The 23,289-nt window shown below is 42.8% G+C and carries 23 protein-coding genes; 13 read left to right on the top strand and 10 right to left on the bottom strand.

Going from position 1 to position 23,289, the window contains the following annotated elements; genetic code table 11:
• Window positions 1-17 precede the first annotated feature (17 nt).
• On the bottom strand, window positions 18-815 hold the full coding sequence (locus H6F92_RS22700) for a glutathione S-transferase (protein WP_190359586.1): 798 nt from the start codon (window positions 813-815) through the stop codon (window positions 18-20).
• Window positions 816-1,270: 455 nt separating this feature from the next.
• Here H6F92_RS22700 and H6F92_RS22695 point away from each other — a divergent pair, with 455 nt between their 5' ends.
• From H6F92_RS22695 to H6F92_RS22685, 3 genes are all read left to right on the top strand, one after another.
• Window positions 1,271-2,371: a hypothetical protein gene (locus H6F92_RS22695; protein ID WP_190359585.1), complete on the top strand. Its 1,101-nt coding sequence runs from the start codon at window positions 1,271-1,273 to the stop codon at window positions 2,369-2,371.
• 32 nt (window positions 2,372-2,403) lie between these two features.
• Window positions 2,404-3,396 carry a pentapeptide repeat-containing protein gene (locus tag H6F92_RS22690; protein ID WP_190359584.1) on the top strand — a complete coding sequence of 331 codons (993 nt, stop codon included), beginning with the start codon at window positions 2,404-2,406 and terminating at the stop codon, window positions 3,394-3,396.
• 66 nt (window positions 3,397-3,462) lie between these two features.
• Entirely contained in the window at window positions 3,463-3,930 is a 468-nt protein-coding gene (locus H6F92_RS22685) for a retroviral-like aspartic protease family protein (RefSeq protein WP_190359583.1), read from the top strand.
• Here H6F92_RS22685 and H6F92_RS22680 read toward each other — a convergent pair.
• Window positions 3,925-5,586 (bottom strand): M14 family metallopeptidase, encoded by a 1,662-nt coding sequence (locus tag H6F92_RS22680; RefSeq protein ID WP_190359599.1) that lies wholly within the window; start codon window positions 5,584-5,586, stop codon window positions 3,925-3,927. The genes H6F92_RS22685 and H6F92_RS22680 overlap by 6 nt on opposite strands.
• Before the next feature lie 71 nt (window positions 5,587-5,657).
• Here H6F92_RS22680 and H6F92_RS22675 point away from each other — a divergent pair, with 71 nt between their 5' ends.
• Entirely contained in the window at window positions 5,658-5,870 is a 213-nt protein-coding gene (locus H6F92_RS22675) for a hypothetical protein (RefSeq protein ID WP_002751038.1), read from the top strand.
• On the opposite strand, the gene H6F92_RS22670 is transcribed toward H6F92_RS22675, so the two are convergent.
• Both H6F92_RS22670 and H6F92_RS22665 read right to left on the bottom strand, forming a co-directional pair.
• Entirely contained in the window at window positions 5,867-6,613 is a 747-nt protein-coding gene (locus H6F92_RS22670; RefSeq protein ID WP_190359582.1) for a circadian clock KaiB family protein, read from the bottom strand. The genes H6F92_RS22675 and H6F92_RS22670 overlap by 4 nt on opposite strands.
• A gap of 90 nt (window positions 6,614-6,703) precedes the next feature.
• Window positions 6,704-8,023, bottom strand: a complete 1,320-nt coding sequence (locus H6F92_RS22665) for a type IV pilus twitching motility protein PilT (protein ID WP_190359581.1) — start codon at window positions 8,021-8,023, stop codon at window positions 6,704-6,706.
• A 378-nt stretch (window positions 8,024-8,401) separates the two neighbouring features.
• On the opposite strand from H6F92_RS22665, the gene H6F92_RS22660 reads away from it, so the two are divergent.
• Window positions 8,402-9,367, top strand: coding sequence for a hypothetical protein (locus H6F92_RS22660; RefSeq protein ID WP_190359580.1), 966 nt, complete (start codon window positions 8,402-8,404; stop codon window positions 9,365-9,367).
• Window positions 9,364-9,600, top strand: coding sequence for a type II toxin-antitoxin system VapC family toxin (locus H6F92_RS22655; RefSeq protein WP_190359579.1), 237 nt, complete (start codon window positions 9,364-9,366; stop codon window positions 9,598-9,600). The genes H6F92_RS22660 and H6F92_RS22655 overlap by 4 nt, the downstream gene beginning before the upstream one ends.
• A 67-nt stretch (window positions 9,601-9,667) precedes the next feature.
• Here the strand turns inward: H6F92_RS22655 and H6F92_RS22650 are convergent, their stop codons facing one another.
• On the bottom strand, window positions 9,668-10,726 hold the full coding sequence (locus H6F92_RS22650; RefSeq protein ID WP_190359578.1) for a potassium channel family protein: 1,059 nt from the start codon (window positions 10,724-10,726) through the stop codon (window positions 9,668-9,670).
• Window positions 10,727-10,852: 126 nt separating this feature from the next.
• Between H6F92_RS22650 and H6F92_RS22645 the strand changes: the two genes are divergently transcribed.
• From H6F92_RS22645 to H6F92_RS22630, 4 genes are all read left to right on the top strand, one after another.
• Window positions 10,853-12,136, top strand: coding sequence for an aspartate aminotransferase family protein (locus H6F92_RS22645; RefSeq protein ID WP_190359577.1), 1,284 nt, complete (start codon window positions 10,853-10,855; stop codon window positions 12,134-12,136).
• 252 nt (window positions 12,137-12,388) lie between these two features.
• Window positions 12,389-13,084, top strand: a complete 696-nt coding sequence (locus tag H6F92_RS22640; protein WP_190359576.1) for a Uma2 family endonuclease — start codon at window positions 12,389-12,391, stop codon at window positions 13,082-13,084.
• 3 nt (window positions 13,085-13,087) lie between these two features.
• On the top strand, window positions 13,088-15,223 hold the full coding sequence (locus H6F92_RS22635) for an O-linked N-acetylglucosamine transferase, SPINDLY family protein (protein WP_190359575.1): 2,136 nt from the start codon (window positions 13,088-13,090) through the stop codon (window positions 15,221-15,223).
• 428 nt (window positions 15,224-15,651) lie between these two features.
• On the top strand, window positions 15,652-16,044 hold the full coding sequence (locus H6F92_RS22630) for a hypothetical protein (protein WP_190359574.1): 393 nt from the start codon (window positions 15,652-15,654) through the stop codon (window positions 16,042-16,044).
• Window positions 16,045-16,411: 367 nt separating this feature from the next.
• Here the strand turns inward: H6F92_RS22630 and H6F92_RS22625 are convergent, their stop codons facing one another.
• Together H6F92_RS22625 and H6F92_RS22620 are read right to left on the bottom strand one after the other, a co-directional pair.
• Window positions 16,412-16,783: a hypothetical protein gene (locus H6F92_RS22625; protein WP_190359573.1), complete on the bottom strand. Its 372-nt coding sequence runs from the start codon at window positions 16,781-16,783 to the stop codon at window positions 16,412-16,414.
• Between the two features lie 282 nt (window positions 16,784-17,065).
• Window positions 17,066-17,380, bottom strand: a complete 315-nt coding sequence (locus tag H6F92_RS22620; protein WP_002792979.1) for a hypothetical protein — start codon at window positions 17,378-17,380, stop codon at window positions 17,066-17,068.
• A gap of 389 nt (window positions 17,381-17,769) precedes the next feature.
• On the opposite strand from H6F92_RS22620, the gene H6F92_RS22615 reads away from it, so the two are divergent.
• Complete coding sequence (locus tag H6F92_RS22615; RefSeq protein ID WP_190359572.1) at window positions 17,770-18,273, top strand: hypothetical protein; 504 nt, start codon at window positions 17,770-17,772, stop codon at window positions 18,271-18,273.
• Window positions 18,274-18,396: 123 nt separating this feature from the next.
• Here H6F92_RS22615 and H6F92_RS22610 read toward each other — a convergent pair whose 3' ends face one another.
• The 3 genes from H6F92_RS22610 to H6F92_RS22600 form a co-directional block, all read right to left on the bottom strand.
• Window positions 18,397-19,485 carry an isocitrate/isopropylmalate family dehydrogenase gene (locus H6F92_RS22610; protein ID WP_002774283.1) on the bottom strand — a complete coding sequence of 363 codons (1,089 nt, stop codon included), beginning with the start codon at window positions 19,483-19,485 and terminating at the stop codon, window positions 18,397-18,399.
• Window positions 19,486-19,684: 199 nt separating this feature from the next.
• A complete protein-coding gene (locus H6F92_RS22605; RefSeq protein WP_185241202.1) occupies window positions 19,685-19,921 on the bottom strand; it encodes a NifU family protein in 237 nt (78 codons plus the stop codon).
• Between the two features lie 73 nt (window positions 19,922-19,994).
• Complete coding sequence (locus H6F92_RS22600; protein WP_190359571.1) at window positions 19,995-20,642, bottom strand: DUF3386 domain-containing protein; 648 nt, start codon at window positions 20,640-20,642, stop codon at window positions 19,995-19,997.
• 188 nt (window positions 20,643-20,830) lie between these two features.
• Here H6F92_RS22600 and H6F92_RS22595 point away from each other — a divergent pair, with 188 nt between their 5' ends.
• Window positions 20,831-21,067 carry a type II toxin-antitoxin system HicB family antitoxin gene (locus H6F92_RS22595; RefSeq protein WP_002766296.1) on the top strand — a complete coding sequence of 79 codons (237 nt, stop codon included), beginning with the start codon at window positions 20,831-20,833 and terminating at the stop codon, window positions 21,065-21,067.
• A 259-nt stretch (window positions 21,068-21,326) separates the two neighbouring features.
• Window positions 21,327-23,102 carry a formylglycine-generating enzyme family protein gene (locus H6F92_RS22590; RefSeq protein ID WP_190359570.1) on the top strand — a complete coding sequence of 592 codons (1,776 nt, stop codon included), beginning with the start codon at window positions 21,327-21,329 and terminating at the stop codon, window positions 23,100-23,102.
• The last annotated feature ends 187 nt before the right edge of the window (window positions 23,103-23,289 follow it).

The following is a 23,289-nucleotide window of genomic DNA, read 5'->3' as shown; positions in this document are numbered from 1 at the left end:
ACCCTAGTCAAGCTCTGCTATTCGATCTGGATAGAGGTGGGGGAATCGATAGGAGGGGTGGAACTGCCAGGGGTAATAGTTTGACGGTATTGACTATAAAGACGGTCGCGCCAAGCAAAAAAGCCCTCGTAGGCGCTATTATCAGCTAACCCTGGAATCCCCTTGCCTTGCAATTCCGGGGGTAAGTTGAGATAGGAACCCGGGGGAAACTGAAGCAGTACACTTAATCCCGCCACGGCTAAATCGGCTAAACTGGGCTGATCACCGACTAAATAGGGACGATTGGTTAAAATGAGGTTCAAAGCCTCTAAATCCTGTTGTAGCCCTTTTTTCGCCGTATTGATAGCATCTTTTCCCAGACCTACACCCGTCCCAAAAATATCAATTAATTCCCCCGGCAAGGAACCCAGCAACAAGCGCATAAAATCGGGAGTTTCCCGAGGTAAAAAAGCGGTACGAAAGTTTTGATTTTGGGCAAAAGCGCCGAGAAAAGCGGTTCTTCCTTTTAATCCCAGGGATTCATCGGCCCATTCTTCGATTAATAAACATTGACCCCGTTGGAGGGGATCTGTAGGGATAATTGGTTTTTCAGGATACTTGCGATCGAGATAAAAAGCAATCTCCGTCGAGTCGGCAATATAGGTATCACCATCCTTGAGGACCGGGACCTGGCGCTGTCCGGAAAGACGGAATAATTCCAATTGTCCCACCCCTGGCACCACGTCCCTTTTTTTATAGGCAAGACCTTTATAGTCGAGGATGAGACGGACTTTCTCACAATAGGCAGATAATTCAAATTGGTAGAGTTCTAGCATAGGATGATATGGCCTCTCGATAAATCAGTTTCTCCCTGATTACTCTAACCCTATCGGCTATCGATCGCCTAAACCTAAAGACTTTACTCCGATTTTACTCAGACATTTGTACTAAAAACGAGAAAGACGAAAAAATCATCTTTTGCTAATTTTAGGAGTTAGACTGGGTACTCTTAGGGAAGATAGACTAGATTTAGCAACGCTAACTCAATATTGCCACGCTTTTAGGTTAGGATATGTTCAGGCACTACAAGCTAGGAATCACTTATATACGGCGATTCCTCTAGCCATCTGGCACAGACAACTCCTTATTGGCAAGCCTTTCCACTTAGAAGATGTACCAGACTGAGCCTGAATCCGCCGTACCCCTGCAAGCTGACTCGCAAGAGACTAATAGCATACCGCTATAATAGAGGCGTGCGAGGGCGGGCTACTTTCTCGGATCAGAGGTTACTATGCAATTATCCATCGACGTTTTTAATGACGTAGTTCGCTATCTCGACAGTCACCAAGAAAAATTACGGATCAAAAAATTAATCTTTTGTATCTGTAAAGAATATTGGGAAAATGATCCCAATATTTTCAACAATGTGGCTATGGAAGACTTGGTGAACGAGTTAGTGCAACTCAAACCCAATAAAGAACAATTAAGTTTTTCTGTTTATCAATCAGTTAAAACCCTAAATCGTCCTAAAGTTTATGCGGGCGTAGCCACAGTGATTATTAAGCAAATCAGTAAATTATATAGTGATATTGCTGCCGACCAAGACACCGAATCATTACCAGGAGAAGCCGAAGTTAACCCTAGCTTTGCTGCCGTTAATAATCCTGTCAACAACGAGGAAGATAATTTATTAAGACAGGTGATTATTGGACTAGAAAATCATCGAGAGACGGCGAGAATTAAAAAATTAATGTTTGCCGCCTGTAAAAATCGTTGGGAAAACGATCAAGCGGTGATTAATAATTATGGCTTAACCAATATGATTTTAGAACTCCAGCAAAACAATCCTAATTTCTTAAGCTTGCGACAAACTCTCACCAAAGTTGCCGAAAATATTAATAAAAAAGCTCTATACCTAGCCCTAGCCGATATTATTCTTGCCCAGCTAGAGCCTCTCTACGATACTGATAACGATGACCAAGAACAGGATAATGCGTCAGAAAGTCAAATCTTGAAAACTCAAACAGTCCATCTAAATAATGATTGTGATTCTTCCGAGCCGGCTTCCTTAGATAATAACCCTAATTCCCCACAAATTCCTGCCTACGACCCCTTTGAAATTCGTTTAGAAATTTGCCAGTATGCTAATCCTTTACGAGTCAAAATATTGATTTTCTCACTCCTATTTCATTCCTTGGATTGGAGCGATCAAGATTGGTCAAACCTGCGACGTTATACCCTAGAAGATTTACTACAAAAACTCATCCAAAGTGGGAAATCTCTCAAGGATATCGAAAGGCAACTATACGATATTGCTCAAACCCAAATGGATGCGGATGCTAACGTTCAAACCGCTGGTATTCTGGTGCAAGCTTTACAAAGAATTCTTTAATTTTTAACCAAATTTCTCTGGATATTATACCTATGAAACCCAACGAACTAATTGAACGTTATGCCGCAGGAGAAACTCAATTTAGTGGCTTAAGATTATCAGGAGTTAATTTAGTTGGTGCTGACTTAGTTGGCATTGTTTTAAGTGAAGCGGATTTGCACGGGGCCAATCTTCTCTTTACCTATCTTAACCGGGCTAATCTGGCTCAAGCTAATCTCGTGGCAGCTAATTTAAGCGGTGCTAGTCTCAACCAAGCTGACTTAAATGGGGCAGATTTACGCAGTGCCAATTTACACGGAGCGCTGCTACAAGGGGCTGATCTTCGTGATACCGATATAACCCTAGGTATTTTACTTGATGCTAACTTAATCGGGGCGGATTTACGGGGGGCTGATTTAAGTGGTGCTAACCTCACTGGTGCTTGTTTGCGGAGAACAAATATGCGTCAGGAAAAGAAAAATCATAACACTAAATTACAAACGGCTAATCTCTATCACGCCGACCTGCAAGGGGCTAATATGAAAGGGGTTGAACTGCTGCGAGCTAATCTAGTAGGAGCCAATTTAAAGGAGGCTAATTTGTGCAATGTTGACCTCAGAAAAGCGGATTTAACTAATGCTAATCTGCAAGGTGCTTTACTTACTGATGCTAATTTAATCGGGGCGTGTTTAGTGGGAGCAAATCTAGCAGGAGCCAATTTAGTGCGGTCAAAAATGAGCGATACGGAAGCAATGGATGCAAATTTCCATCGTGCAATTATGACTCAAATAAAATTTGATCGAGCTAATCTTAGTCGAGCTAATTTTCAATCGGCAAGAATGAATCATGCTGACTTAACAAGGGCTAATCTTTCAGAAGTTAATCTCAGCGAAGCGTATTTAGTCGATGCTTTCTTTGCTAGAGCAAATCTCACCAGTGCCGATTTAAGTGATGCTAATCTAACTCGTGCCGAGTTAATGAGTGCTAATCAGATAGGAGTTAACTTCCGCGGTGCAATTATGCCTGATGGCCGGATTAATAATTGAAATTACTAGACAATTTTGTTGGCAGTTATTCTGGTATAATTTAGGGGTAGAATTGAGGGTAGTATTATGGTTGATCCAGCAATTATTGCAGAAGATATGGGCAAAATCTACACCACTATTACAGTTATCAATCGTGCCGATCAAATTTTAGCAGCAGCGGCTGTAATCTCTCCCGATCAAATTCGCTCTCTTACCCTAGAAAATGTCTTGGTGGATACGGGAGCAACCACTCTTTGTCTGGTGCCAGAAGTAATCTCCCGCTTGGGTTTACAGCTTTTAAAAGAAGTAGATGTGGCTACGGCTAAAGGCATAGGAAAAGCGAGAATTTTTCGCGATGCCACCTTGATTATCGCGGGACGGGAAGGGACTTTTGAATGTTTGGAATTACCCGGAGGTCAAAACAATTTATTAGGAGTAATTCCTTTAGAAGCTTTGGGATTAGAACCAGATCTTCGCAGCCAAAAACTGCGAGTTTTACCCACGGAATCCCACGAGACTTATTTAACAATTTTATCGAACCAAATAGCTCTATAAAATTACTTTTTGTCTAACTGTTCCGGCTCTTTCAGCTATAGCGATAACCTCGATTTCTTGACCAGAAACTCCCTTAATCACCCATTCCACCGTACAGCGATAATCTAAACCATGAGCGAGACTACTATATACTTTATTTGATCGCCCTTCTAAGTGACCGATTTCCTGCTCTAATTTTCCCACTATTAAACTCACCTCATCGGCCAAATTTAACTTAACTTGAATGGGACGAACGATCTTTCTTTCCAGTGCTTTTTTACTGGTATAAGTGGGTAAAAATCCCTGATTTTCTAACTGTAAAACCAGATGATAAATGCCATTTCCCTCCGACTTAAGATCAAGACGAGAGATAGCTAAAAGAGGTGACATTAAAGCATGGGCAATAGTAAACTGACATTGTTGCTCACATAAATCTGGTAAATACTTTTCTGGGGCATTTTGCCAGACATTTTTAAAGTCCCAACCGCCAATTTCCACCTCTCCCAATTGGGGATGATCAAAACTTTGCCAATTAATAAAACCCTTTCCCGCTAAATTCTCATCATTCCAATGCTGTAATTTCAATTCATCTTCCAAAGGATGCCAGCGAAACCATTGAATATAATCATCTTTTTTCACTCCCGCTTGGGTGGGTGCATCCCATAACTCCACCGTAAAACCATACCAACCAAAATGATCGTAACCGTAATCATCCATGGCACCGTTAGTCACTTCTTTGGGATGATAACGAAAATCGTGATAGACAGAAACGCATTCATAACCAGTCATTGCTTTTCCCTTATCAGCAATATATTTATACATTTCTAAGTCTTCCACGGGGAAATATTCATCGGGATGGGTGCTATAGGGACGCAACATGACTGCTGAATAGGTATGATAGGTAACGAAGCCATTAATATTGGTGTTATTTGCCCAAAATTCCGCTTCTGCACGGGTTTCTGGCTCCGAAAAGGGAAAATCTCCAGCCCCCTGTTGTTCCCCTTCAGGAACCCAATAAACGGGATAATTGCGGTTAAAATCCAGGCCTTCTAGGGTGGGGGCAGTGGTAAAATTATAGCCATCGTAATCGCGGATTAAACCTTCGGTGAGCAAAGTGTAAAAAGTTCCCTCAAATTCCTCCGGTTCGCGACGCACCATAATGCGAGGATCTTGTTCAGAAATTTTCCAAGCGCCACAGGTATCTTTTTGGCGCATTTGTAGGATTAAACCATCGCCGTTAATATCTTCAGGATATAGCCCTGGTTTCTCATCCCTGTGGGGATAGGGGCGAATACTCGATCGTAACAGATAGGGAGTAGTGAGATATTTTTCCGCTCCATCCACGGCTAATCGCGGCAAAATATAGACAGTGTAATGGTCAAGAAGTCTGGTAATTTGGGAATTATGACCGTATTGGCGCAAAAGATGGGAGATAGTGTAGAGAGCGACGGCAGAGCCTGTTACTTCCCCCGCGTGGGTGTTAGCATCGATCCAATAGGCAGGTTTTTCTAAATAGGGGCCTGTGGCTTGATTTGTGAGGGTAGTTAACCAGATATCTCGATTTTCGTAGCTTTTACCGATCGAAGTGAGGCTAATTAAATTAGGATAGGATGAAGCTAGGTTTTTCAGGAAAGAAACTAATTCGGCGTAGGGGTAATAGTGGCTAAAATCAAACATCATCTTCTGCAACTAAAAAAAAGGATTCTTGGGTTAATTTGACAAAATATAGGATAATAACAGTAAAAACTATGGATAGTCAAGATATTGCTCGCTATATTGAAGAAACTAACGGTATTTCTAAGCCTTGGCTGTTGGTGCAATTGCGTCTCAAAAAACTGCAAGAACGTCGCGCCAGTCTTTCCCAACAGGAATATATCCAAGAATTGGATGATATTCAGCAAGACTTAATGAAATTGGGCGAATGGTGGCGAGGGATTGAGTCAGAAGTCTTTAAACCCTAAGCGGTGGCGATAATCTGTAATACTCGCGGTAAATCCTCAAATTCGCCGATGATGCGTTTCACCGGTTGCGGCCAAACCCGGACTAAAGTGGGAATAGCAGAGACATGATTGGATTCTGCTTGTTCTGGATGCTTAGAGATATCGATCACTTTTAGAGTATAGGGATGGTGTAATTCTCGTTCTAGAAGCTGATGGATCGATTCTAGGGTGTGTTTAGTATTGGCATTATTACCAGAGACAAATAACCGCAAAACATAACCCTTGGGACTAGGGTTAGTATAGTCAGAGTCAGCACTAATCACTGAAGTCGCCGTGGGGTACTCCTGATAACGGAGAATCAGATCGTGGGATTGCCAAAGTTGGGGAAACTGCTGACGATAGGTTTCTAAGATAGTGGGATTAGAGGATTGTTCCTGCCAGGGTACAGTAAACCAATCTCGATCGTCCGTGCCGAAAATAGCCTTTAATAAAGGCTGATAGCGACCGACAAGGGGATATACTTCGGCTCTAGTATGAATACGGTGACTGTAGGGATCTCGCCAGCGATCGATGGTAGCGGTAAAACTAGGAACTAAAAAATGGGGAGGTTCTGGCAACCCTAAAGCGGACTGGAGAGCAGCGCAAAGATTCAGATGCCAATGAGTTTGTTTATTCGGATCGATACAGTAGATCAGGTCGCCCCCGGGGGTAAACAGGGCGATGCCTTTAAAAATATCGGGCAACACAATCGCAGAAGTCGTCACTTGAGGGGTTCCCGTAGAGAATCAATAGGGGCTTCTATTTTTCTAGCCTACTAAACTCTTGACCCCTCAAGAATTTCCTTCAGGGTTTTTCTAGATTTTACCCCGCAGCATCATCGCCAGTTCATTGGGAACCGGGGACATTTCCAGGGCGACCTCATCGCTAATCCGTCCCTCTTGATAGAGGTTAAATAGAGATTGATTAGTGGTAATCATGCCATGGTATTCGCCATCTTTCATTAATTCGAGAATTTCGTCATTTTTGCCGCTGCGAATGTAATCTTTGACGGTGTCTGTGTTGACGAGAATATCGTGAAAAGCAGCCCGTTTACTGTCGGTGGTACGACATAAACCCTGGGAAATAATACAAACCAGGGATTCTGCGATCGCCACTCGCATGGATTCCTGTTCCTCGGCGGTATAAAGAGTTAAAATCCGCTCCAGGGTTTTTACGGCGCTGTTGGTGTGTAGGGTTCCCATGACTAAGTGACCGGTTTGGGCAGCTTTCAGGGCAGTATTAACGGTGGATTTGTCCCGCATCTCCCCCACCAGAATAATATCTGGGTCTTCCCGCAAAGAGGCTTTTAGGGCATTATCGAACTCATGGGTGTGTATTCCCACTTCCCTTTGTTTGATCAAACTGCGACGACTTTGGTGGACAAATTCGATCGGGTCTTCGATGGTGATAATATGTTTGGCGTGTTCTTTATTGATGTAATCGATCATGGCTGCGAGGGTGGTGGATTTCCCTGAACCCGTCGGACCAGTAATTAAAATCAATCCCTTCTGCACATCGCACACATTCCGGAACACAGCCGGTAAGCCCAATTGTTCTATAGTGAGGATTTTCATGGGAATTAGACGCAAAACCATCCCAGGTCCGCGCAGACTTTCAAAGATATTAATCCGCACCCTCGCGAATTCGTACTGAGTTGCACCGTCAAATTCTAGGTCTTTTTGAAAGCGAAGGATTTCTTCTTCCCCGAGGATTTCCCCTAACCAACTATAAAAAGTGTTGATGTCAATTTCAGGATAGTCGAGAATAATCATTTCACCACGATCGCGCATCCGGGGTTTTTCTCCAACTCCCAGGTGAACGTCCGAATAACCCCGATCAAAGGCCATCCGGACCAACTTTTCTAGGGTGGGTTGATTGGGGGCGCGACCAGTCCGGGGTGGGGTTTGGGGAGAAGCAGCCTGACTGGGAGCGCGATTTTGGGGCGGACGTGGGGTGGTAATTTGACTATTTTGTGGCCTATTCTGGACGGCTTTGGTCGGTATCGCCACTTGTTGCGTCATTTCTTCAGTTATCCCCATGCTGATTTCCGTGATTAACTCTGAGGTAGGTATCGGGATGGAGGGAACCGGCAGCGGCTCCAGTGGTCGCGAGGAAGAATTGGGATTTTGACTCATGAGAAATAGGGGTTTTTCTGTTACTATTCCCCGATTGTACTGACATCCTATCAAATCATCCTCAATTTCTCAATTGCTGACAGACGTTAGATTGAGGAGTAAGAAGTCAGTAGTCTCCGAGTCTCCGAGTCTCCGAGTCTCCGAGTCAGGAGATTATTTTTATTTATTCTTCCCACTTCCCCACTTCCCCACTTCCCCACTTCCCCACTTCCCCACTTCCCCACTTCCCCACTTCCCCACTTCATAAATTATAATTCCCCCTCTCCTATACCTTTTAAACAGGATTTAGACCCTAAAATTGTTACAATCGAGGTTTAGGGCTGATGATTTTGACTACTCAATTCTGTTTGATTGTCAGTCTTAGGAGAGGTAAATACGATGAATAGTCTGCCAAGTTCAGTCGAACGGGAAAATTTAGGACAATTTTTGTTAGAAAATCTGCAAGATATTACAGATAAACTCGATCGAATTGTCACCGATTCTGATCGAATCATCCTGGATAATTTACTACAAGAAACTCAAATTTTATTTGAGCAAGTTAAGGATAACTCTAAAACTTATCAAGCAAGAGCCGATATATTTTGTCAAATTAATCAACTATGGTTTCAGGTATGGAAACAATATAAGAATGAGTTTTCGGCAATAAATTTGATTGAGATTATCAATGAATTTACCGATAGAGTAACTGCCTATAATCAATTATTTATCGGCCTTGCTCAGATCAATGAGGGAAAGACTGGTGAAGAAAAAGCCGATTTAATCAGAGTGGTGGAAGGTTCACGCATTCTCTCAGAAACGATAGATGTGTTTATTGATATGTTTGCCGATTCAGAACTAGAGCAAATTTACAAGGGAGCTAAAAATACTCTCTCGATTTCTAATCGTACTATAACCGAATATTTCCAAGATACTGAAACATCGCATTTAGTCACCCAATTGAGAGCTTATAGTAGTTTAATAATTTTCAGAATTCAAGAGCGATTTAATCCTAAGAATGTATCCTCAGAAACTACTTCTCATTCCCTAGCAGATAATTTCAATGATATTGATGCCTCTAGACAAAATTTAACAGATTTGGTCAATTTGGAAACTGAAAAATCTTCGTCTGAAAACTGGTTAGATAATCTTTCTGGATCAATTTCTGATCAGGAGGTTTTTGAGAAAGCATTAGAATATGGGCGTGTTTTTCGTCAGAATGTATCCTCAGAAACTACCTCTCATTCCCTAACAGATGATTTAAGCGATCTTGATCCTTGGACAAGAAACTTAGTGGGGGTTGTTGATTTAGGATTAGAAGACCCAAAAGAATCGTATATTGATTATTTAGTGGAGAAGTATCGGTGAAACGAGTCTTATTCGACAGTGATGTATTGCTAGATGTTTTGGGTAAGCGTGAACCACATTTTCCAGCATCTGTACAAGCATTAAATACAGTTAAGACAGGTAAAACTCAAGGATATATTTCTGGTCATGCCGTCACTAATATTTATTATATTTTGTCTAGAGAAAATGGAAGAGAAAGCTCAAGAAAATTGGTGATAAGTCTTCTAGAGAACGTAGGTTGGGTTGAAGCATGAAACCCAACACCCGCTCATGTTACCCTACCACTAACCCATCCTACAAACTTTTTGCCGCAAACCCTAACTAATGCTTCGGTAAACGTAAACCATCTGATCGCATGGGGATTAAAATCTGAGTTAAACTGCGTAATTGTTCGGCCGTTCCCATACAAATTAACAGATCCCCGGCCATTAATTCCGTATCGCCAGTGGGTCCCCCGATTAGCGTACCATCAGCGCGACGTATAGCCAAAACTAAAGCCCCCGATCGAGATCTTAAATGTGCTTGACTAAGACTTAAACCCACACAGGGACAAGTCCTCGGATCGATTAAAAATTCTTCCATATAAAACGAGCGATCGGTTCCGGTTAAAATCCCATCGACAAAATCCATCACCTGGGGTCGTAGGGCCGCGGCCGCTAATCTTCTACCACCGGTAATATAGGGAGATACCACCGCGTCGGCCCCGGCCCGTTGTAATTTTTGTACTGCTTCCTCGGTACTGGCCCTAGCAATGGCGCGGATTTTCGGATTAAGAGTTTTAGCAGACAAAACTGTATATAAATTCTCCGCATCGGAAGTTAAAGCGGCCACAATACAAATAGCGCGTTCAATTCCTGCCATTTGTAAAGATTTATCTAAGGTGGCATCTCCTTGAACAACAATATAATTTAATTCTTTGGCCCGATTGACCTGTAGGGGGTCTGTATCAATAACTACAAAAGGAATATTTTCTGCGTAAAATTCGATCGCTACCTGTCTGCCTGTGCGACCCAAACCACAGATGATATAGTGTTCTGATAGTCGATCGATCAAGCGTTTCTCCTGTCTCTGTTTGAGTCCCTCTTGAAAATAGCCTTGAATTAAAGCTTCGGTCAAGCGATTAACAATATAACCGATGCTGACTACTCCCATCACGATCAAAACCATTGTAAACAGTCGTCCCCGTTCACCTAGGGGATTAATTTCGCCAAAACCGACGGTAGCGAGGGTACTAATCGTCATATAGGCCGAATCTAGCAAACTCCAACCCTCGATCAGATGATACCAAAGCGTACCCAGCAAAAATACCACAATCAGGGCAAAAATTCCCCCGATTAATTCCTGACGCAGACGACGATATTTATCTTCACTGATGGACAAGCAAAATTCACCCCTAAGACTGTCTAGTAAATTACAATAAAATCAGTTTTTAATCTAAATAACCCGTCCTTCTCAGACGGATTTGATTATAATTTCCCCTATGTCTAATCGCGCAGGAGTTCCCCAGTGAGTCCAGAAACCCTTTTAGAACCAACCCTAGTTGATCCCACTCCCAATTTAAACCCGAATCAACCCTTCGATCCAGATAGTTTTAACAGCTATGTGATGAATACTTATGGTCGTTTTCCCATTGCGATCGCCAAAGGGTTAGGCTGTCTTCTCTGGGATACTTCCGGGAAACAATACCTTGATTTTGTCGCAGGAATTGCCACCTGTACCCTCGGTCACGCGCACCCTGCTTTAATTGAAGTGGTTAGCCAGCAAATCCAAAAACTCCATCATGTCTCGAATTTATACTATATTCCCGAACAAGGAGAACTAGCTAAATGGATTGTCGATCATTCCTGCGCTGATAAGGTCTTTTTCTGTAATTCTGGTGCGGAAGCGAACGAAGCGGCGATTAAATTAGTACGAAAATATGCCCATACGGTGCTAGATTTCCTCGAACAGCCGGTTATTTTAACCGCTCACGCTAGTTTTCACGGTCGGACTTTAGCTACCATCACCGCAACCGGTCAACCGAAGTACCAAAAAGACTTTGAACCCCTGATGCCGGGGTTTGCCTATATTCCCTATAATGATATCGAAGCGGTGGAAAATGCGATCGCTGATCTCGATGAGGGTAATCGTCGGGTGGCTGCGGTTATGTTGGAACCCTTGCAGGGTGAAGGGGGAGTTCGTCCGGGAGATATCGAATATTTCCAACGTTTACGGCAAATTTGCGACGAAAATAACATTTTGCTTGTCTTTGATGAAGTACAGGTGGGAGTCGGAAGAACTGGTAAACTCTGGGGTTATGAGAATTTAGGGGTAGAACCAGATATTTTCACATCTGCCAAGGGTTTAGCGGGGGGTATTCCCATCGGTGCGATGATGTGCAGAAAATTCTGTGATGTCTTTGAACCGGGTAGTCATGCGAGTACCTTTGGGGGTAATCCTTTCGCTTGTGCCTCAGCTTTAACAGTATTACAAACCATTGAACGGGATCACATTCTCCAAAATGTTCAGCAGCGAGGGGAACAATTACGCAGCCGTTTACGCGTGATTGCTTCTCAATATCCCCATCTATTTGTGGATGTGCGCGGTTGGGGTTTAATTAATGGTCTGGAAATTAATTCAGAAAGTGAGTTGGTTTCATCTACTATTGTTAACGCAGCCTTGACCGAGGGTTTATTAATTGCTCCCGCAGGTCCGAAAGTTCTCCGTTTTGTACCTCCTTTAATTGTCTCGGAAACAGAAGTAGATGAGGCTATGGATAAGCTAGAAGTTGCTATCGCTAAAGTGGTTTAATTTCAGTTATCAGTTATCAGTTATCAGTTATCAGTTATCAGATGTAAGTTTTAAGTTGACAGTTTCCAGAACGTAGGTTGGGTTGAAGCATGAAACCCAACGCCCGCTCATGTTACGCTACCGCTAACCCATCCTACAAATAAATGTGCCTACCTACTTATGAGTCAATTATTTTTGAGCTTTATCCCCCTAACTGTCACTTTTTCACTGGACTAGGGGAGGATAAATCTACTGTTGTTCGGGGCAAATAAAATGATCACTTCTGAACCTATTTATTCTCTCCCTAAAACCCCTCCTTTAGAAAATGGTGATCAACTAAGTCGCCGGGAATTTGAGCGTCGTTATCAGAACCTTTCTGAAGTAAAAAAGGCCGAATTAATTGAAGGAATAGTTTATATGTCCTCTCCTGTACGAGTGCGGAGTCATGGAGAACCTCATTCTGATATTTTAACTTGGTTAGGGGTCTATAAAGCCGCCACAATTGGGGTGATGTCTGCGGATAATACTACAGTGCGTCTGGATGCAGATAATGAGGTACAACCGGATGCTTTACTAAGAATTAAAATTGCTGGACAATCAACTATTAGTGACGATGATTATATCGAAGGTGCGCCAGAATTAATCGTAGAAATCGCCGCTTCTACTGCTTCCTATGATCTCCACAATAAATGGCGAGTTTATCGTCGTAATCAAGTGCAAGAATATCTTGTTTGGCGAGTTTATGAACGTCAATTAGATTGGTTCCGATTAAATGCTGGAGAATATATTAAACTTGAACCCGATAGTCGAGGGATAATTTACTCGCAGGTTTTCCCCGGTCTTTGGTTAGATGTTAATGCTTTATTAGCGGGTAACTTGGGACAGGTTTTGACAGTTTTACAGCAAGGTTTAGCCAGTCAAGAACATCAAGATTTTCTGAAAAAATTATCTCAAAAAACTGATAACTGATTTATGTGGCATCCTGACGCTTATCAAGCTTTAATTGCCGAAGATTATCCTCAAGTTGCGGCAATATACGAGGAACTAATCGATAACAATCCCGAAAATATTTCTCACTATTGGTACTTGGGAGTTGCCTATCTTCTGCAAAATTTAGAAGCAGAGGCACAGGTGATGTGGCAAAATGTTTTAAGAGGAGGTAATCCGGAAGAAGTTAAGCAATGGCAAGCAGAATTAGAAGCTGTTTTAGACGCAGAAGCGCGACGACAACAAAGAAAAGGTGATCTGGCAGCTGTAGAATATTTTCGCTATCATCTACAGGAAATTGTTCCCAAGTCAATTAATAATTTATTAGCTTTATTCGACTTAGCTTTAGATTTAGAAATATTCGATCCAGAAGAACTACTTAATTATCCTATTCAAGACAATCTCAGATATAATCCTAGCCGAGAATTGCTTTTAAATGTAGTTCTCAAAAGTCTTTTATATCCCCACGAATTAACTTTAGATTTAGCTCAAGCAAGTTTACCCTATCTAGAGGAATTAGCTGATAGTTTTATCCCGCAAGCTTTTCAGATAGCGGCACGAGTCACCAACGAGCAACAAAGTCCCGCTTTTGGAGTAGAAATTATTAAACTTTGTCTGCAATTAAGACAAAATGATCTGAGTCTTTTAGAACAGTTAGTTAACCTCTATATTTTAGCCGAAGACTTTGATAATTCTTTGATAACTGCCTATCAACTGCGAGAAATTTGTCTAACTCCAACCCTAAAGTTATACAGTAATTATCTAATTTTGTTAATACTTTTGCGCTGGGGAGTTTGGCAAGAAATTGATCATATTTATCAAGAATATCAGAATTTATTACAGGAATTAACCCGTCAGAAAAATATTACTCTAGAACCGATTATTAAAACTAGCTTTCTCAATATTTCTAGTCCCCTACCCTACCTAGGCGATCGAGCCTTAGCCAATCGACAATTAACTAATCGCATCGCCGAAATTTTCCTTGATAATAATAGTTTAAAAACTCCTTTTATTACTATCAAAAAAACTCAAAAAAAACTAACTATTGGTTATCTTGCCAGTACCTTAAAACATCATTCTGTCGGTTGGTTAAGTCGTTGGTTAATTCACCATCATGATCGAGAAAAATTGCAAATAGCCATCTATACTATTAACCAAGAAGAAGATGAAATTACCCGTCAATGGTTTCGGGATAGCCGAGATATTATCCGTCATTTTCCCTACGCTCAAAATCCCCTAGAAGTTGCCCAACAAATTCAACAAGATCAGATAGATATTCTGGTAGATTTAGACAGTTTAACCCATAATCTCACCAATCAGATTATGGCCCAGAAACCCGCAGCAAAACAAGTGACTTGGTTAGGTTGGGATGCTTCTGGATTAGCAACTATTGATTACTATATCGCCGATCCCTACGTTTTACCCCAGCAAGCAGAGGAATATTATCGAGAAAAAATCTATCGTTTACCAGAGACATATTTAGCAGTGGATGGTTTTGAAATCGGTACTCCTAATCTCCGTCGAGAAGATTTAGAAATTCCCCCCGATGCTACCATCTATTTTTCCGTACAAAGTGGCATGAAACGTCATCCTGATACTATTAAACTTCAGATGAAAATTCTCGCACAAGTCCCTAATAGTTATTTTCTGATTAAGGGAGTTGGTAAGACTGAAAAAATTCAAGAATTATTTACTGAAATAGCGATTAGGGAGGGAGTTAATCCCCAAAGATTGCGGTTTTTACCGAGAGATATAGATGAATATACCCATCGCGCTAATTTACAGATTGCCGATGTGGTGTTAGATACCTATCCCTACAATGGCGCTACCACCACCTTAGAAGTTTTATGGCAAGGAATCCCTTTAGTTACATTGGTAGGAGAACAATTTTCCGCGCGCAATAGTTATACTTTTATGATTAATGCCGGTATTGAAGCCGGAATTGGCTGGAATGAGGCAGAATATATCGACTGGGGAGTGAAATTAGGACTCGATCGCTCCCTTCGTCAAGACATCAGCCATCAACTGTTAGGAAATCGTGACATAGCTCCCCTCTGGCAAGGGAAAAAATTCGCCCAAAATATGGAAAATGCCTATTTAGAAATCTGGGAGGGAAGTTGATATTGACATCCTCGCCGCCCTAAAAGTGCGGCGATTCCTAAACCTCACGATTTAAGTTTCTGCTTCCACCACCGTCGCATACCACAGTTAAAAAACCATGTACTGTCTTACACAGAGTCCACAGACTTTCGCCCCATTTCAGAAGCGCGATTCCGTGTGTCCCACGGTACGTTTCCAGCTAAACGCTTCTTGTACTTGTTGCGCGCGACTTTTTACCCGGCCAAGCTTTTCTGGTCGGAACCCCCTAAGCCGAGTTTTCAAGGTGCTGCGCCGTCCACTTGGTTTTCGAGACTGGCCTTTTAATTCTAACGTAAAGCCAACCTAGAACGGCGGGGTTTCAGACCCAAAATTTCCGATGAGAAAGTTATCCGCAATCAATAAAGTATCGAATCGGGGCAAGAAAAATTCAACTAAGAGGAGTTTAACTGATGACAGCCGCCACTGAAAAAGATTTAAAAAGACTAGAGGATTTAATCATCGGTATTGCCAACGGACAAAAAGCGATCGAAAACCGACTAACCACCATGGAAAACCGACTAACCACCATGGAAAACGGACAGAAGAATTTAGAGTTAGGGCAGTCGGAAATTAAAGGCGATATCCGAACCCTAGATGCGAAGATAGAGGGTTTAAGCGATCGAGTTAAAGTTATAGAGAACGCGGCGGGGAAAACCACCGATCTCGCCGAAAAAGTCGGAGAATTGAAAAACTGGAAACAGATCGGAGTAGTGGTGATCACCGCTGCGCTCAGTTCGATCCTCAGTGGTGTTACCGGTGGGGTAATCGGTTGGCTAATCCGAGCGGCGAAAGTTAATCCCTAATGGCGTTGCCGAATCAAGATAAGTGGGTGGGTGGAATTAAATATAAGATGAACGTAGGTTGGGGTGAAGCATGAAACCCAACGCCCGCATAGTTGACGCTACCGCTAACCCATCCTACAAATAATTGTGTCTCCCTACTTATGAATGCTGATTTTGCACCCGTCCACCAGTAAACCTAATCCTAGGTTTTAAAAATTGCCCAAGAAGACGGGTAATAATTATCCCCAAAATACTCTGGGGAGTAACCTAAATAACCAACCTTAAAAAAACTCTCTGCTACACTTGACTCAGTAGATGCACCCTGATGAAAAAGGAGAGTCAAAGAAAGCTCTCCTTTTTTTTTGTTGAGAAAGCAATCCGGGGGGATTTAGCCGCGGTTAGCAGGTAGTTTCGCTTTGCGCGCCATGTCTTTGAAACCATTCAAACTTGGACCAGGGCGACGGCGAGACAGACTAGGAGTAATCAAGTATTTTGTCGCAAATTCCACCTCTTGCGGCTCTACTTTACCGTTAGTAGCGGCTAAGGGTGCCGGTGCGCTCACAGGAGCGGCGGGAGTTTCTTTTACTTGCTTTTCTTTCTTAACAGAAGTTTTTTTGGCTTTTTTCTCGGCTACAGGGGCGGGCGCTTCCACAACAGGGGCGGCTGCTGCCGTGGTTGCTGTCGCTTCTTGTTCACCATCAGTTTCTTTTAGTTCTAGGTAAAAGTCAGATTTTTTGCCACCAAAGAGATTTTTTAACATCGGGGATCACTCCGAGAGTTGGGAAAATGTAAAAGACTAGGTATTTTAAAATTTATCATTGACCGGGATCAGGCAGCAAACAAGATTATTCTCTTGACGATTTGCCTCTTTCATCTATTTTTCTCTGGATAATCGCTACCAGAAAAAGTGTTTTAAAACAAGTTAAATTTACAAAAATTTACAAAAATTAAGAACGAGAAACCCCGACGCAAACAAGGGTAAAAACTGCTGGAGACGTTGCCGACAACGTCTCCAGATTATTTATTGGGGATTTGGTCGGATTTAGCTGGCTGCGGGTACACGGCTGCCGCTAACTCCGGGTACAGGACCACGACGAATATTGGTTTCCGGTTCGATGGGAACGAATTCAATATGATTGAGGAGGGTAGTAACGAAAGCAAAGAGTAAAAAAGGCAAAGAGAGGACTACGACTAACCCCACGGTAGCGAGGGCGAAAATTTGTCTAGTGCTACTCCAAAGAGCTAGAGTGGAAGCGAGAGTAAGAAAAATAACGATTAACCAAACGATTATTTGTCCGTAAATATCTCCGAAGGTGAGGGTGCAAACCATGCGATAGTTACGAAAATCCTTATCCATAACAGTAAACCCGTAGATAGTCAGTTATTGTTTTAGGGTAAGTCTAGAATCGTCAGCTTGGTCAATATTTAAAGGTTTTTATAAACACTTGTTGATAAATCTTTACAATTCCGCCCCGAGCGGGTAGCCAAATCTAGAGATAAGTAGGGAGGCACAATTATTTGTAGGATGGGTTAGCGGTAGCGTAACCCATTGGGGCGTTGGGTTTCATGCTTCAACCCAACCTACGTTCATCTTATATTTAATTCCACCCACCTACTTAAGAGCGGTATTGTTTGGTTGCTCTCCTCAGAATTGATAAGAATTGCTAAGAATTACCAAAAAACTGGCCAGAATTTTGGCGAACGCTCTTTACAATTAAATTATAAAGGCAAGGAGGAGCAAGCCTAATGAAAACTTTTGTTGAGCGTTATTGGTCTTGGTTTAATTGGACAACCCTAGCCATGGTTGTTCTCGGTTTCTGGTTAAGTGCCAGTTTCGTCATCGATTTAATCATTCTCCCCAGCTTATCCGTAGCTGGCATGATGACACAAAATGGCTTTGCCAGTGCTGGTTACTTGCTATTTGGCATTTTTAACCATCTGGAATTAGTTTGTGCGGCGATTGTGCTGTGTAGCTTTGTTGTCTTCCACCGCTATCATACCTTAATCCATCTCCCCGAACATCGATCGCTCCTATTCGCCGGTGTTCTCTTAGTAATCACCCTAATTTACACCTATTTTCTCACTCCCAATCTGAGTGCTATGGGTTTACTAGCTCCCGTTACCGCGTCGGGAATGTCGGGAGAAATGATGTCTTTGCAGATTGGTTACTGGTGTCTAGAAGTGGTTAAAGGTTTAATCGCTTTTACCCTGTTGCGCTGGTGTTGGCGAGATGCCTTTAAGTTAGCTTAACTATTAGCGGCAATATTGCGGTTATCTGAATAGTGAGGTAAGAAGCTTTCGGTATTAGGGAATAGGCAATCTTACGGCTTTTTCCCCCTTCCCCAGTCCAGTCTTAACCAGTGTGCCGGCAGCTTACCCCAAAGCAGACCAAACTTCTAACTTACTGACCACACGACGAATCACCTCATCGGTAAACTCACTCATGGTCATTTGGCCCCCTAAATCGGGGGTTTTTTTGCCCTCGTGAATAGTTTCAAAGACACTTTCATAAATTGCCCTGGAAGCTTTGCGTGCTTCGCTAGTTTCGATATAACCTAACAAAGCTGCCGAGGCTAAAATCATCGCCATGGGATTAGCGATATTTTTACCCTCTAAAGCCGGGGCCGTGCCGTGGGGAGCTTCTGCCATAATAGTTTTAACTGCTAAGGTCTCCTCATCAAATCCCAAAACTAAACTTTCGGCCCCGGCAATACTGCCATAGAGTTGCAAGACAAAATCAGATAATAAATCGCCATCGCGATTAAGTGCTGGAATCACCAAAGCTTCGCCGTCGGTTTGTAAAAGTAGGGCAAAAGTTGCATCAATTAACAGGGGTTGATAACGCACTTCCGGATGTCTTTGGGCTGCTGCGTCTAATTCCTCTTTGAACATCCCTTCGTAGGTGGCACTAACGGTGAATTTTGGGCCGCCAAATACCCGCGCCCCAGTTTTTTTGGCCTGTTGAAAGGTAAACTCGGCCACAGCGCGACTGGTAGCCCTAGAAATGCGCGAGGTACGATAGGCAATTTCATCGCCGGTGGCGGTGGTTTCTCGCCATTCTTTGGCCCCGTAGGCATCGTCAACGGCCATGCGGACAATGGCAATGGGAGAATAAACGCCCCCAATCGGACGAATACCGGGGATACGGCGACCAATGCGGAGAATTACCTGAGAATTCATTGCTTCTCTTAAGATAGCGTTGGGACTGCCCACATCTCCTTTAATTTCTGGGGTGATAGTAGCAGCTTTCAGAGCTAATCCGGTTTTGAGAGTCGCTTCGGCGGCCTCATGAACCACTTGATTGTTACTCTGGCGACGCTGGGCTAAACTAAGATCAAAATCGGCAAAGTTAAGCGGTTGACGAATTATCGAGGGTTGCAACACTCTCAGAGCTTCTAGTAATAGTTCTTCTCCAGTTTGGTCGCCGTGCATGACCACAATGGTGGGGATATTTTCCGTCATAATTTTTGAGTTTTAATAAAAATTTTCAAGTATATGTTAATGCTTAATTGGCTGGTTAATCGGCTAAAAAAGATACTTTTTACCTTAATTAATTCTGTAGTTTTATCAATCTTGCAGAAGAAAATATATAATTAATATTATGCCCGATCGCTAATTAAATTAGCAATCGGGCGGTGGTGAGAATTAATTGAACCAAGATTTAGAAAGCTTGTTCAACTTCGGCAATTTCGGGAATCATTTCCCGGAGACGACGTTCGATGCCCATTTTTAGGGTCATGGTGGAACTGGGACAGGAACCGCAAGCGCCTTGAAGACGCAGTTTGACGACTGGCCCGTCGATTTCGACTAATTCCACGTTACCACCATCCGCCATCAGGTAGGGGCGCATTTCATCTAAGACTTGTTCGACGTTATTGGGAGTCAGTGTTAAAGACATAATCAGCTTCTGGTCAGAGATTTATTACAGTGTAGTTACTTCGATCCTAACGCTTTTTGGGCGGGGATAACCCTTAAGCTTCTAAAAGCTGTAGATTGATAAAAGTGAATTCTGTGGTGAATTTTTCGCCCCCCGCATCGATTGCGTTAATCACTTGACAGGAGGGTAAATAATAATTACCGATTTTTTCGTAGGTTTCCTTAAAGTCACGTTTTCCCTTTAATTCATCGGTTTTAGCATTGCGGAAAATGGCATTATAGCGAATAGAAATATAACCTTCTCCCGTATCGAGACTTTCCTCGGTATTAATAGTAAAAGCCATCGGTCCCATGACTCGACTGACTTGACAGATTTCCTGGCCGCGGACCTTATAATTAGACCCCATCGCATCGCCGGTGACAAGAATTTCTACCGCACCGGTGGGATCATCTTGCCCAAAATTAAACTGGTTTTTGCCGTGGGAAGCATCAAAATTGCCTCTTTTACGGTGAGTAACGATGTCGCGCATTTGATTATAGATACTTTCTTGCACTTTCTCGTCATCAATGCCCGTTACTTCCACACTATAATCGGCATTAACTTGAATTTTGCCCGTATGGACTTCCTCCCCTTGGGTGAGGATAATATCGGCAGTGTAACCGGGGAATCGTTCATCCCAAGTGTAACGGTTTTCGTAGGCGGAGCGGAAAATATCTCGGGCGTTCGTCGTGGCTACAGTCATAATCGCTTTACTTGTGTTGATAACTCCATTTATATCATTGTCGCTGATTTTTTCGCCTCTGGCCGAGATTTCTAGAAAACTAGATGAATTTGACAGCTTAGGGAAAAAGTCAGTTATAATGGATCAATGACCCGTACCTTGCTCAATTGCCATAAATCTAAATAAGCAAAAAATAAACATGAGCAATTATGACAACATTAAGTCCAAAAGTTAATGCAATTATTCGTTCTGGTGAACAAAAAGGATATGTAGGTGAATGCGTGGAAATTTCGATTGTCACCCAGGGAAATACCTTAGATGAGGTGGTTAATAATCTCCAAGAAGCCATTTTACTGCATTTAGAGGGAGAAGACCCCAGGGAGTTCGGTCTAGTTGCCAAACCTTCTCTACAGATTACATTTGAGTTACAGCCAGAATATGCCTAAGCTGAAACAACTATCCGGCAAAGACATTATGCTGTTCGTAATTTAAATTGCTTGTTGAGAAGAGGCAAGAGGCAAGACCCCCAAACCCCCGACATCGGGGTAGGGTTGATTCATGAATCAACCCTACGATGAATCTATCCTACTATGAATCTACCCTACCGACATCGGGGGGGGTTTAAGGATAGGCGGTTAAGATACGTCTTAGCTGATCAAAAAATCGGGCTAAAATAGAAAAAACTCACCCTCAGCGACCAAGGCGATGGCAGAAGAAACGGCGAAAATCAAGCTTTATCGGAAAACCTATCAACTTCCCCAACTAAATCGCCCCGATTTATTAATTTTGCAGGATCAGATTCAAGAAAGACAGCAACTGATTAAAACTGGAAAACGGGTCCGCAATACATGGCTAGGATTGAGGAAAAAAGAAGAACCCCTCAATTTCGAGGAAACTTTTCAAGAATTGGAAAGATTAGTCAAGGACTATAACCAGTTAATCGGATTTCTCACCGACCATAAGGATGAATACCGGCGGTTTTTTCTGGAACTGACCGAGGAAATCAAGGAGGCAGTGGCGGTTAAATGCCAGAAATTGGCAGAAACAGAGCGAAAACGCCAATCTTTGGAGAATAGCATCGGCTCGGCTGAACTGCGAGATACCCTGAGACTACAGAAACAGCAGATTTTCCGCACCGTGATTCTTGTTGGTCGCGCCAGCTTGCTCATGCTCAAGAAAATCGACCTAATCAGCGAAAGTATCCAGAAATTAGCTGAAGATCAGGATACACAAAAACAGGTTTTCTCGAAAATGATCGGCGAGTTGAACGGGTACAAACAAGTGTATCAGTTGCAGCTGGAGTTAGATAGTCTGGAACAAGAAGCGATCGAAATGGCCAAAGTAGCCATTAATCTAGAACAATACCTAAAACCAATTATCGGGCAGTTTCAAGGCTTAATCGATCAAGTAGCGACCATTGACGGGGAACTTTCCCGCAGTGTCAGCGAAGTGGAATCCCTCGTCCAGAACATTCTTAGTTCCGAATCGGCGGTATCTTTCCGCAAAAACGAGAATCTATCGGCTAGTTTGCTCAATTTCCTCGTCACCAGCGAAGAAAAGCGCGGCCGTTTAGCGATCGCATTAGAGCGAGCCGAGCAGGAAGGATGGCAATGGACAGACGTGGAAATCCCCGATGAGGAAATCGAACTGGAAACCGCCATTCAACGCATCAACGACCATGTAATCGAGAGAGTCGGGAATTTTATTATCACCTCTACCGAAAACCTACCCAATGGAGTAACACTGAAGATGGTGAGCTTACCAGCAGGTAAATTTCTCATGGGATCTCCTGACAGTGATCTCGATGCTGAAAGTTATGAAAAGCCTCAACACCTAGTTCAAGTAAACAGTTTTGCGATTGGGAAATATCCAGTTACTCAGGCACAATATCAAGCAGTAATGGGAACAAATGCAACATCTCAAAAATCGCTGAGAGGTAAGAGGAAAGCAACGGCAGCGTCGCTGCCCTCTTATTTTCAAAACAATCCGCAAAATCCGGTAGAACAAGTTAGCTGGAATGACGCTCAAGCTTTTTGTCAGAAATTGAGTCAAATAACAGGGAAAACCTATCGCCTACCGACGGAAGCGGAATGGGAATATGCCTGTCGTGCGGGAACAACTACTCGCTATTATTTTGGTGATGATGCTAATCAGTTAGGAGATTATGCTTGGTATGGCGGAAATTCTCAAAATACAACTCATCCTGTGGGTCAGAAAAAGCCCAATGCTTGGGGACTCCATGACATGATTGGCAATGTTTGGGAGTGGTGCGAGGATAATTTGCATGATAACTATATCGGAGCGCCGACGGATGGCAGTGCTTGGATAAAAAATGGTAATGATTATCAAATATTGCGGGGCGGTTCCTGGGGCGACGTTCCTCTTCGCTGCCGTTCCGCGGTTCGCGTCAACGGCCTCCGCCGCGACGACCGCGACGACGATCTCGGTTTTCGGGTGGTGTGTGTCTCCCCAGGACTTTAACCCTCTGTTCTTTTGCTCTTTTGGGCTCTTCGGTTTGTGTTATGCAATGGACGGAGGTTATAAGAGATGGAACCCTTATAGAGAAAGGCATTTAGCGATTTTTGTTAATTATTTTTTATCTAGAGCGAACTGATCAATTAAGTCTCTTGCCAGATAAGGATTTAGTCGATTTATGCCCCCCTATCGA

Origin of the sequence: Microcystis wesenbergii FACHB-1317 (assembly GCF_014696875.1) — a bacterium.
GTDB lineage: Bacteria > Cyanobacteriota > Cyanobacteriia > Cyanobacteriales > Microcystaceae > Microcystis > Microcystis wesenbergii_A.
Note: the sequence above shows the minus strand (reverse complement) of the source record. Positions and strands in the feature narration are given on the sequence as shown.